Genomic DNA, 11,465 nt, shown 5'->3' on the forward strand with positions numbered 1-11,465 from the left:
AATGATCCATTATGTTTCATACTAACGATCAAGACATTTTATTATTGGCGCACGGTGAGCTGACGATCTGGCGGCGGATCATGGCGCAGACCCACTTCGCCATATGTCCGCGCTGTCAGTCACGCTTTGCAAAGCTCGTCGGCGTGTCCCAGCTGCTGGCCAATGCCGTGCGCGATGGCGACCTGCCCCGATGGTCGCTCCCGGATCCTCGGGAAGCCGTCCGGACAGCGCGCATTGCGTCGGCGTGGGCGATTATGGCTCTTGTTCTTCTCGTCGCCACAACGATGACTTTGACCAAAGGGATCATCATACTCTCCCAGCATCCCGCGCATCCGATCGCCGCTCCGCGACAGCCCGGCAGCATCCCATGCCGCCCAGACCTGCACAGCGATGAATGCCAGTAGCATTTCGCGACATACGGCGCTCTCGACACAAACAAAAACACCCCGCGCGGCAGCAATGCAGCGCGGGGTGTTTCTTACTTCTAGACTTAATCGAGCGCGTCTTTGACGGCTTCTTTGGCCTTGCCAAAGCCTTCCTGGATCTTGCCCTCGACTTGCTTGGCCTTGCCGGCAGCGTCATCGTCCGGATTATTGGTCAGGTCGCCACGCACGTCCTGCGCTTTGCCCTCCGCCTGCTTCAGTTTGCCTTCGACAATATCTTCATTAATCGCCATGATACGCTCCTTGTTAGTTTGGGCTCGGCTATCCTAGCCTGATAATCCCATTTACCCGCAAGGGAACATTCGAAAACACGAAGCAACGCAAAGCGCAATTATGATATAATCATCATAGGTGGACATGGAGGAGAGACGATATGACGCGAATATTAGAAGGAACTGGAGCCGAAATCGCGGAATTGTTGACCCAGTCGTTTTTCGGCCAGAAACTGCGTGTCTATGTGGATGATGACGCCGCTGTCGCCAGCGTTCCCACACCCCCCGGCACAATCCAAGACCAAGCACACCTGGAAGAGCTTTTGTTGCAAGGCTACAAGGGACAGACCCATTCCGTCACAGATGATATTTGGGATCAGCTTCACGCACGGATCGAAAGCCGCACTGCTAGAAAACAGCCTTAATGCGCCAAATCATCGAGTCGCCGGCGGCATTCTCCGACCTCATCGAAATTGCTGATTACCTGACAGACAACGCCGACGCAGAAACTGTGCACCAGGTACTCTATGCGATCCGCCAATCTTTCACACTGCTCACCGAAATGCCCGGCGTCGGCGCACTCCGCGCCTACGCCTCTCCTGAACTCCAAGCACTCCGCATGTGGGCGGTTCCTAAATTCCCCAACTATCTGATCTTCTATGATACGGACGAACAGACAGTCATTATCCGCCGCATACTTCATGGCGCGCGGAACATCGAAATACTCCTCAGCCAACCATAGCATAAATAGATTGCCCGCTTACGATTCCTGCCACCACTTGGCGAAGATCGCGCCGGCATTGGCCGCGCCGCCGCGCTGGAACTTGGTGTGGCCGTCGACGCACACATAATTTCCACCGCCGAAGTGCACTCCCACGACTTCCACCTGGCCTTTTTTCTTGTTGTAGTAGTCCTGGAAAACTTTGACTCCCGTGGGGTTGACGACATCGGCGAGCGTCACAGGGCCGGAATGCGGCGGCGGACCAAGGGTATCGTTCACGGCGATATAGGGATTGACCTGATAGCTGGTCTTGTCGCGACTGGTGTTTTCCTGAATGCCGTTTATCCCGGTATAGGGCAGAGCCGTGCCGGGACAGACCCAGATCCCCGCGTTCTTGACGTACGGCTCCAGCACCGGCATGATCGGTGAAGGGTCCCAGCGGTTGGACTGGGAAGCGTCGGCGGGCGGTATCGTGTCGTCGTAGACGGACGGACTGAACCGCTTGATCGTGGCGCTGGGATTCGCGGGATCGCCGAGGTTCCAGAAGAACGTTTCGTCGTTCTCCTGGACGTACATCTGCGTCGCCATCCCGATCTGGCGCAGGTTGGACAGGCACGCCGTATTCTGGGCGCGCTTGCGCGCCTGGGCGAAGACGGGGAAGAGGATCGCGGCCAAGATCGAAATGATCGCGATCACGATCAGCAGCTCAATCAGCGTAAAACCGCGCTTCATGTGTCGGAGGCTCTTTTCTCACAAAAACTGCAACGATTGTACCGTATATCGAGATACGCAAACTATTACGGGAAAGTTCTGAGACAACGATCGTTTTTCGCGGCATGATCTCAAGTTTCAGCCCGGAAAGCGCGGGGTAAAAGAGGCTGGCGAATGCTCACGCTTCGCGCAAGTTCAAGGAGAACGATCATGGCCGACCAGGAAAACACGACGACGGAAGAAACCACGACCACGACGACCGAGCAAAGCGGCGACGGCGCGCCGAAATCGACCAGCGAGACGACAAAGAAAGTCGATGGGCAGGAAGTAGACAAGAAGACGAGCAGCAATTAGCCGACAGGACGTCCCCGCTTCTTGTGGAGCCGGGGACGTTTTCTTTACCCGAAAAGACGCTTCTTCGCCGCGCGCAGCGTCAGCAACGCTCCATTGCGCCAGTCGCCTTTGCGGAAGGCGTCCCCCGCCCAGATCCGCATAAGATGCGGCGCGAACCGGCGCTCTTTGAAGCGCCATGCGTCCGTCACGACGGCGCGCTGGGCGTCGGTCAACCCCTCGCCCGAGCGCCAGATATTCCAGAGCTTTTGCTCTTCGTCGCGGATTCGGTCCAGATGCGCCGTCTTCTGGCCGGAATGCCGCCGATACTCCATACGCACTTCCGCCGGAATAAAATGGACCTGTCCCTGGAGGCTGCACTTGAGCGCCAGATCGATATCGTGTCCGATCTGCAGAGCCGAGGTGTAGCCGCCCGCCTTCTCAAATACCGTTCGCCGGATGATCCAGGCGGAGGGAATGATTCGACACCAGCTAAAGATGGATAGAAAGGGGGTGTTCGGCTCGTCGTCGCGCAGGGCGTGGACGCCGCCACCGTGAGGAACATAGCGCCAGACGCGCGAGTATTCGTGATGACTGGGCGTGACGGGCGCCCCGCGCTCGTCGATGAAATCGTACTCGCACGCCGCACAGACGGCTTCCGGGTGATGGTCTAAGTAGTCGGCGAGCGTCGTCAGCGCCCCAGGCTTGAGGCGATCGTCGGCGTCCAGGAACCAGAGGTATGGCGCAGCAGGGTCGGTTGCGGCGGCGCCGTTGTTGCGGGCTTTGGACGCGCCCTGGTTCTCCTGCGCGAGCAGGCGAATGCGCGGGTCGCGCACGGCGTACTCCTGTGCAATCGCGGCGGAGCGGTCTTTGCTCCCATCATCGACCACCACCAATTCCCAGTCCGTCATGTCCTGCGCTACGACACTGTCGAGCGTCTCAGCTAAAAACTGCTCCCCGTTATAGCAGGGGGTCACGATGCTGATCCGAGGCATCCATCCCATTCTTTCTTAAGAGCGCTGGCCCAGCAGGGCGCGCCGATAGTCTTCCCCCATGCGATCCATGCCGAAATCCGCCAGTGCTCGGCGCTTCGCCGCCTGCCCCATCGCTTGGATCCGCTTGGGATCACCGATCAAACTGCGGATCGCCGCCGCGAGCGCTTTGCTGTCGCGTGGGGGAACCAGCAGACCAGTGACCCCATCCTGGATCACTTCGGGGATCGCGCCGACATTGGTTCCGATACTGGGAACGCCGTGCAGGGCCGCTTCAAGGTAGACCAGGCCGAATCCTTCCATATGGGACGGCAGCACAAAGAGATCGGAGGCGGCGTAGACATCGCTGAGGTCCGGCAGGTGACCCAGGAAACGCGCCCGATCGCCGAGCAGGGCGGCGCCCATCCCGCGCAGACGGATCTCGTCGGGACCGGCGCCCGCGATGAGCAGATAGATGGGCGTGGGAAGCGAGCGCAGATCAGACATCGCCTCCAGCAGCGTGTCCAATCCCTTTTCCGGGACCATGCGCGCAGCAGCGGAGATAACAAAGGCGTCCTGTGGCGCGCCGAGCTTGGCCCGCGCCTCCATTTGGGAGGGGATTCGCATGGGCGGCTCGACGCCGCAGGGGATGCAGACGATCTCGGCGGGCGAAACGCCTGCCGCCAGCAGATGCGCGCGGGCGGCCTGCGAGTGAACGATCACCCGACCGCAAAGAGCGGCGGCGCGCCGGGTGGCGCGCCGCGCGGGCTCGTCGTCCGCCCCCCACCCCGACGCCGCGTGCACCGTGACGACACATCGGCGCCCCGCAAGCCGCACCGCGAGGACATCTTTCAAGGAGATATGTCCAACGCCATAATGCAGGTTGACCGTGTCTACGCGAAGCGAGGAGACGAACCGGGCGAACTCCAGCACCGAACGCCACGACCGTGGCTGATGGATATCGGGGACCGCTGGATGCGCGCGCGCGGAAACGCCGCGCGCGCCGAACCAGGCGACAGTCTCTTGCTCGCCGATATTTGGCGAAAGCCAAATATCGATCGCGACGCCGTCCGCCGCCAGCCGCCGCGCCACATCCGCCATGACGCGCTCCATGCCGCCAATGGCGGTGGAGGTGGCGATGAAAGCGACTTTCTGACCTGTAGTGCTGATCATGATTGGTTTGAGGGATTATTCCCCGGCGCTTGGGTAAGCTTCCCCCTTCTCCCAGCATACCACGTCTCGCGGGAATTCGAGCTTAAACTCTATGGAAGGCGGCATTTCGACTTCGGCTTTAAACAGTATTCGGGCGCGATCCATGGGAGCGCTCCAGCCGCGCGCAAACCCGGCGAGAAACGCCTGGATTCGCATGAAGCCCTTTTGCTTCGCGGGCGTGGGCAGCGCCAGCAAAAATGGCAGCAGCGCGAACCGGACAAACTCGTGAAGAAGGTAAGGCAGCGCGGCCAACCGGCCGGCGCGCAGCGGCTTGGCGAAGACGGCGCCCAGCCCGAACCAATCGTTGCTGGTATGCCGGCGACCATGCGACCAGCCTCGGAACCCGTCGTGCATCACCTGGCTCTCAGCGCACTCATAGACGCCCAGTCCGGCGAAAAAGCAGCGCAGGGTCAGATCGCGGTCCTCGGCGGAAAAGTATTTGGCGCCGGCGCCCAGACAGGGGTCAAAGCCGCCGATCTCCAGGATCGCCTGACGGCGAACGGCGAAGTTCGCGCCGATGCCACGCGCATTCATTCGGTCGCGCAGCGAGCCACAGCGCTTACTGGCGACGATTGCGTAGTCGGGAATGTAGCCGCTCGTTTCATCGTGTTCGGCGGGCAGTACGGCCCCGTAGCTAACGGCGACATCCGGGAACTCAGTCAAAACGCGCGTGTGCGCCTCCAGCCAGCCGGGAAGCACGGAACAATCGTCGTCGGTAAAGGCGACGAGGTCAGATGCTGCCGCTTCCAGCGCGATGCTGCGGGAGCGGCCTGAACCGCGCGTCCCCGACGGGATCCAGCGGACAACGCCTTGGGCGATAAACGAGGCGAGCGCATCATGAGTTTCCAGAGTGCTGCTCTGGTCCACGACGATCAATTCTTCGTACCCGCCTCCGGCGGCGAGGATACTGCGCACGGCCTCCACGATGCGCGCGCCGCGATCGCAGGTGCAGATGGCCACCGATATCGAAACATGCGCCGAAGCGGCTTGGGAAACTTCGTCCAAACCAGCACTACTTTCCACGCGGAAACTCCGCGATAACACTTGTCTTAATTGTATCTTTGGCGCGCAGTGAGTAAATGTTCAGAGTGACGCGCGTAAACCGGCAAATCAACCGGCAGCCATTTCTAGAGCAATCTAAAAAAAACATCCCCGTCCATGGCTCGGAGGCCATGGACGAGGATGCGTGTCATTAGAAGAGACTAGTACTTGCCATAAGTGAAGTGGCAGCTGCTCGTCTGATTTCCAACGATCGTTACTCCCTGATTGCAGCTCGACTTCGCCGAGCAGCTATTCGCGGTGGCGGGAACGCTGACCGTGCAGGAGCCGGCAGCAACTCCGCTGAAGGAGTAGTTGCCGCAGGAGTCCGTCTTGGTTGAGCAGACCGTCTTGCCATTGCAGTCCTTCAGCGTCACGGACACTCCACAGAGTGCGGTGTCGCCGCGGCCGCAGTGGCCGTCCCGGTTATTGTCACAGTAGACGGTTCCGCAGACGCCGCCGGTGGCGGGCTTCGTGTAACCGAAGTTGACGCTGCTGGTGGTCTGATTGCCAGCGACACTGACCATCAGCGGGTCCGTGGTCTCGATCGGGTTGCTGCCGGCCTTAGTGGGAACGGACACCGTGTAGGAGCCTGCGGGCAGGTTCTTGAAGGTGTAGTTTCCATTGCAGTCCGTGGTGGTCGTCGCGACGACGTTGCCGTTCGCGTCCTTCAGCGTGACCGTGATCCCGGAGAGGAAGCTGTCGCCGCTGCCCAGTTTCTTGTCTTTGTTGCAGTCCAGATAGACCGTTCCGCAGATGTTGCCGACGGCGGGCTTCACATAACCGAAGTTGTTGTTCGCCGTCGTCTGGCCGCTGGTGACGGTAACTGCCAGCGGGTCCGTGGTCTCGATCACGTTCGATCCGCTCGATGTCGGCACGACCACTTTATAGGAGCCGGCCGGTATGTTACTGAGCGCGTAGTTTCCGTTGCAGTCGGTCGTCGTCGCCGCGATCGTCTTGCCCGTGCTGTCCACCAGCGTCACGGTAACGCCGGAGAGGACGGTCTCGCCGCTGTTGTAAGCGCCGTTCTTGTTGCCGTCTACGTAGACCTTGCCGGTGACGCATCCAGGAGCGGGCTTCGTGTAACCGAAGTTCACATTGCACACCGTCTGGTTCGCGGTGATGGTGACAGTCAGGGGATCGGTCGTTTCGATCACGTTCGATCCGGCAGTCGTCGGGACAACGACCTTGTAGGTTCCGGTCGGTACATTCTTGAACGAGTAGTTCCCGTAGTTATCGGTCGTGGTCGTCGCGATCGTCTTGCCCGTGCTGTCCACCAGCGTCACGGTGATCCCGGATAGGGCGCTGTCTCCGCATCCGGCCTTGCCGTCTTTATTGTTATCCAGATACACAGTTCCGCAGAGACCGCCGGTGGAGACCGGGGCCTTGGCGATGTAGCCGAAGTTGTTGCTTCCCGCATTCTGGCTGGCGACGACGCCGACCGTCAGGGTTCCTGTCGTTTCGAGTGTATAGGTCCCCGAAGCTCCCGGAGCGACAACCCTGTAGGATCCCGCCGCAAGGCCGGTGAAGGAGTACGTTCCGTTGGAGCCGGTGGTTGTGGTGGCGATGATGTTGCCCGCAGCGTCCAGCAGGTTCACGGTCAGGCCGGAAAGTCCGGTCTCGCCGTTATCCAGACCGGAGTTCTTGTTGCCATCCACGTAGAGAGTTCCCGAGAGGCTGCCCAGGGCCGGGAGAACATAACCGAAGTTGTTGTTCCCTGAGTTCTGATTGGCGCTGACGGTGACGTTCAGCGAGCCGGACGTCTCCAGCGTGGCGGTTCCCGACGCCGAAGGCGCGGTAACCGTGTAGGAGCCGGCGACTATTCCGGCGAAGGAGTAGGTTCCGTCCGAGCCGGTCGTCGTGGTGGCGACGATGGCGCCGCTTGCATCGACCAGGTTCACCGTAAGGCCGGAGATGCCCGCTTCACCCGTGTTGAGCGTGCTGTTCTTGTTCGCGTCCAGATAGAGTGTTCCCGACAGGCTGCCAAGCGGGACGATATATCCGAAGTTATTGTTCGGCGTATCGTGGTTAGCGGTCACCGTAACGTTCAGGTTCGCACTCGTTTCCAGAAGATCGCCGCTGACGACACCCGGCGCGGAGACCGTGTAGGAGCCGACAGTGAGACCGGTGAACGAGTAAGCGCCGTCACTGTCCGTGGTGGTCGTGGCGACGATGCTGCCGCTCGCGTCCTTCAGGGTGACGGTGACGCCAGGGAAGAGCGCCTCGCCGGCGTCGTACTGGCTGTCTTTGTCGCCGTCCAGGTAGAAGACCCCGGAGAGGCTGCCCACCGGCTTGATGTAGCCGAAGTCGTTGTCGCCGTCGTTCTGGTTGCCGACAACCGTAACCGGAAGCGTCTGGCTGGTTTCCAGAGCGTATCCGCCGGCGGCGGCGGGAGCGGAGACCGTATAAGCAGCGGAGGCCAATCCGGTGAAGGAGTAGTATCCGCTGGAGTTCGTCGTCGTGCTGGCGACTGTGGCTCCGTTCGCATCGAGGAGGTTCACCGTGATGCCGTTAAGAGTAGCCTCGCCATTATCGAACGCACCGTCTTTATCGCCATCCACAAAGAGCGTTCCCGAGACCGAGCCGACGGGAAGCACATAACCGAAGTTGTTGTTCGGCGCATCTTTGTCGGCGGTGACAGTCACCGAAAGCGTCGCGGCCGTTTCCAGCGTGTCATCGCCGGCAGTGGCCGGAGCGGCGACGGTGTAGGAACCGATCGTCAAGCTGGCGAAGGAGTAAGTTCCATCCGAGCCGGTCGTCGTCGTCGCGACAATGGCGCCCGAACCGTCCAGCAAGTTGACGGTGATCCCGGACAGTCCGGCTTCCCCCGTGTTCAGCGTGCTGTTCTTGTTGGCGTCCACGTACAGAGTTCCCGAGAGGGTTCCGACGGGAAGGATGTAGCCGAAGTTGTTATTAGGCGCATCTTTATCCGCAGTAACGGTCACGGACAGCGATCCGGCGGTTTCCAGATTGTCGCCCGCGGCTGTGGCCGGCGCGGTGACGGTGTAGGAGCCGATCGTCAGTCCGGTGAAGGAGTAGGCGCCGTTCGATCCGGTGGTGGTCGTCGCAACGACGCCACCGTTCGCATCCTTGAGCGTGACCGTGATGCCGGAGAGAGTAGCCTCGCCGCCTTCAAAGGCGCTATTCTTGTTGCCGTCCACATAGAGCGTGCCAGAGAGGCTCCCGACCGGGAGGAGATAACCGAAGTTATTGTTCGGCGATTCATGATTGGCGGTGACGGTTACCGGAAGCGAGCCGGCCGTTTCCAGGGTATCGCCCGACGCGGTGTCCGGAGCAGTCACCGTGTAGGAACCGATCGTGATCCCGGTGAATGCGTAAGCGCCGTTCGCATCGCTCGTCGCGGTGGCGACGATTTTGCCGTCCGCGTCTTTCAGGGTCACGGTGATGCCGGACAGGCCGGGCTCGCCGGTGTCCAGGCCGCTATTCTTGTTGCCGTCCAGGTAGAGAACGCCGGACAGACTGCCGGTGGGCAGCAGGTAGTCGAAGTTGTTGTTCGGAGCGTCCTGTGTCTTCACGACGGTGACCGGAAGGGAGGCGCCCGTTTCGAGCGTGTCGTCGCCGGCGGTGGCCGGAGCGTTCACGGTATAGGAGCCGACGGAGACGCCGTTGAAGTGATAAACGCCATCAGCGCCCGTGGTAGTCGTGGCGACAATATTGCCATCCGCGTCTTTCAGCGTCACGATGATGCCGGAGATGCCCGCCTCGCCGCCGTCCAGACTGGTGTTCTTGTTGGCGTCCACATACAGTGTTCCGGAGACGCTTCCGAGCTGCTTGTCCAGCTGGAAGTTCTCGGCCGTATATGAGGAAGTGCCGGGCGCGTTTGCGCTGATCAGCAGGTCCGTGCTGGAAACCTTGACGGCGCCGACGCCGGGTGTGGCGTTCAGCGCATCGTAACCCGCAGGTGCGGTCTCGACTGCATGATAGGTTCCAGGCGCAACGTTCGGGAAGCTGTAGGAACCGTCCGTCGCCGTGGTCGTCGTCAAAGTAACCGCAACGCCGTTCAGGTCGGTCCCCGTGAGTGTGACGGTGACGCCCGCAACTGGGAGTCGGCCGCCGTCATGCTGTGAGGTGATGACGCCGGTGATGTTGATGTCCGACGCCAGCTGCGTGCCGCTGTTCGCAGCCGACACCTTGATAATGGAAGCGTCCGGAACGCCCGAAACGTTGGTCGCGGTGTCCGCAACGGTCTGGGAAACGCCATTCACGTCCACGCCGCGCTCGATCCCGAATACGTGAGACGTCACGGTGGCGGTTCCCGCGTAAACGCTCGGCGAGGTCAGCGGCAGCGTGATCGATGTCGACTGTCCGGCCGCCAGATTGAACGGGGTGGAGGTTCCAGCAGCTGTGTCGGTGACGGTCAGGTTGTAGAGAGGCACATCGCCGTTGTTAGTGATGGTCTCGACAATGGTGTTCGTCACGGCGTCATAAGTGCGGACGATCGAAACGCCGGCCGGCAGGAACTGGTAAACCATGCTCTTCTGCGTATTGTTGCCGCCCGTGAGCATGTTGTAGAAGTTGCCGTCGTTGTAGTTGAGGCCGGGGAAGAAGCGCTGCGGCTGTCCGTAGGAGCCGACGCCCTTACCGATATCCGCAGGCGAGAACACGGAGGTGAAGGAGCCTTCCACCGCCGCGATTTCCCACACGCCCTGCAGAATGAAGGTGTTGGCGTACTGCATGGCTGTCGGATTGACGCCGAACTCCCAGCGTGCGCTGAAGTCCTTGCGGCGTAGGGTCAAGCGGCCTCGCGCCTTGTTGGTGACGGCGGAGACATTGTCCGGCGCGCTGGTCAGGTCGTAGGTCGATTTTCCATTGGCGCCGACGACCGGCGTTGAATTGCGAATGTCATAGATGAAGAAGTTCGCGGTGGCGGGGCCGGGCGCATAGGGGACATACTTGGCGTCGCCGGCATTAAAAAAGCCGTAATCCGAGCCGGGACTGCTCCACGGGAAGCCTTCCGCCTTCAGCGAGCCGTTCGAGCCGCTCAACGTACCGAAGAAACCACCCCAGTGGGAACTGTTGACGCTGATGGTCTCAGCCGGGAATGTCGCGGAAGCCGTGACGTTCAGCGTGGTGACGCCGGGATAGGCACCAGTATTTTTGGCGTACGGCGTCTGATGCTTGAACAGGTCGGTGGCGGGAAGGTAGTTGAAGCCGGGGTTCGCAAGGATGGGATTGTAAACGATATGCTGGAGCGGGCTCGGCCAGTCGTCGCCAAATCCAATCCCGCCGGCGTAGTTCCCGTCGGCGCCATACGCAACGGGAACCTCGGCGTGAGACGTGGGAGCTTGCGGAATATCAGGGCGGTAGCCGAACCACCACGGCGTTCCCTGACCAAGAGCGGCCGAGGTCTTATAAGTCCCCGCAAACTGGCTGTATTCCGCGCCAACGATGAAACCACGAAGCGTGGGATTGCCGGTCGATTGAGCGCGAGCGCCGGTTACCAATGAAAAGCACATAGGAAGCATCGCCAGGATGCTCACCGATTTGCGATTTATAAAAGCCACTAAATATTTTCCTATTCTAAAAACGAATTCAGGCCGAACTCCAATGCCGTTCCGTCACAGCCAAGCGCCACGCACGCTCCTCATTTCCTGCAGTGAAATGAGGATCGAGACGTCAAAACCGGCTGGACGCCGATTTCGCGCTTATTTGAACGGCATTGCTCTTAACCCGCCATCCGTTACCCCGTGTCCAATGCGCGAATTGCGAAAAACAAATACAAGGAAAAACAACCCTGAAAGCAAGCAAGCTTAAAAATCTACTAAACGCCCCATCCCCAGGGTCCATTCTTTATTTTAAATATCCG

General features: G+C 60.4%; 10 protein-coding genes. 4 read left to right on the forward strand and 6 right to left on the reverse strand.

The annotated features are described in order from the left end of the window. Positions 1-11: 11 nt before the first annotated feature. Complete coding sequence (locus ABIZ35_RS17605; RefSeq protein WP_348221219.1) at positions 12-404, forward strand: hypothetical protein; 393 nt, start codon at positions 12-14, stop codon at positions 402-404. 86 nt (positions 405-490) lie between these two features. Here ABIZ35_RS17605 and ABIZ35_RS17610 read toward each other — a convergent pair whose 3' ends face one another. Then, positions 491-676 carry a CsbD family protein gene (locus ABIZ35_RS17610; protein ID WP_348221220.1) on the reverse strand — a complete coding sequence of 62 codons (186 nt, stop codon included), beginning with the start codon at positions 674-676 and terminating at the stop codon, positions 491-493. A 140-nt stretch (positions 677-816) separates the two neighbouring features. On the opposite strand from ABIZ35_RS17610, the gene ABIZ35_RS17615 reads away from it, so the two are divergent. Both ABIZ35_RS17615 and ABIZ35_RS17620 read left to right on the forward strand, forming a co-directional pair. Beyond that, complete coding sequence (locus tag ABIZ35_RS17615; protein ID WP_348221221.1) at positions 817-1,080, forward strand: hypothetical protein; 264 nt, start codon at positions 817-819, stop codon at positions 1,078-1,080. Continuing rightward, on the forward strand, positions 1,080-1,397 hold the full coding sequence (locus ABIZ35_RS17620) for a type II toxin-antitoxin system RelE/ParE family toxin (RefSeq protein ID WP_348221222.1): 318 nt from the start codon (positions 1,080-1,082) through the stop codon (positions 1,395-1,397). The genes ABIZ35_RS17615 and ABIZ35_RS17620 overlap by 1 nt, the downstream gene beginning before the upstream one ends. 18 nt (positions 1,398-1,415) lie before the next feature. Here the strand turns inward: ABIZ35_RS17620 and ABIZ35_RS17625 are convergent, their stop codons facing one another. Further along, positions 1,416-2,108 (reverse strand): prepilin-type N-terminal cleavage/methylation domain-containing protein, encoded by a 693-nt coding sequence (locus ABIZ35_RS17625; RefSeq protein ID WP_348221223.1) that lies wholly within the window; start codon positions 2,106-2,108, stop codon positions 1,416-1,418. Positions 2,109-2,297: 189 nt separating this feature from the next. On the opposite strand from ABIZ35_RS17625, the gene ABIZ35_RS17630 reads away from it, so the two are divergent. Continuing rightward, positions 2,298-2,441 carry a hypothetical protein gene (locus ABIZ35_RS17630; RefSeq protein ID WP_348221224.1) on the forward strand — a complete coding sequence of 48 codons (144 nt, stop codon included), beginning with the start codon at positions 2,298-2,300 and terminating at the stop codon, positions 2,439-2,441. 44 nt (positions 2,442-2,485) lie between these two features. On the opposite strand, the gene ABIZ35_RS17635 is transcribed toward ABIZ35_RS17630, so the two are convergent. From ABIZ35_RS17635 to ABIZ35_RS17650, 4 genes are all read right to left on the reverse strand, one after another. Continuing rightward, the gene (locus tag ABIZ35_RS17635) at positions 2,486-3,412 is read right to left on the reverse strand and encodes a glycosyltransferase family 2 protein (RefSeq protein ID WP_348221225.1); all 927 of its coding nucleotides are present in this window, start codon (positions 3,410-3,412) and stop codon (positions 2,486-2,488) included. Between the two features lie 15 nt (positions 3,413-3,427). After that, on the reverse strand, positions 3,428-4,561 hold the full coding sequence (locus ABIZ35_RS17640; protein WP_348221226.1) for a glycosyltransferase family 4 protein: 1,134 nt from the start codon (positions 4,559-4,561) through the stop codon (positions 3,428-3,430). Positions 4,562-4,576: 15 nt separating this feature from the next. Next, positions 4,577-5,623 (reverse strand): glycosyltransferase family A protein, encoded by a 1,047-nt coding sequence (locus ABIZ35_RS17645; protein WP_348221227.1) that lies wholly within the window; start codon positions 5,621-5,623, stop codon positions 4,577-4,579. A 179-nt stretch (positions 5,624-5,802) separates the two neighbouring features. Beyond that, a complete protein-coding gene (locus ABIZ35_RS17650) occupies positions 5,803-11,163 on the reverse strand; it encodes an SdrD B-like domain-containing protein (RefSeq protein ID WP_348221228.1) in 5,361 nt (1,786 codons plus the stop codon). Positions 11,164-11,465: the final 302 nt, after the last annotated feature.

Source organism: Capsulimonas sp., from assembly GCF_039929585.1.
Classification (GTDB): domain Bacteria; phylum Armatimonadota; class Armatimonadia; order Armatimonadales; family Capsulimonadaceae; genus Capsulimonas.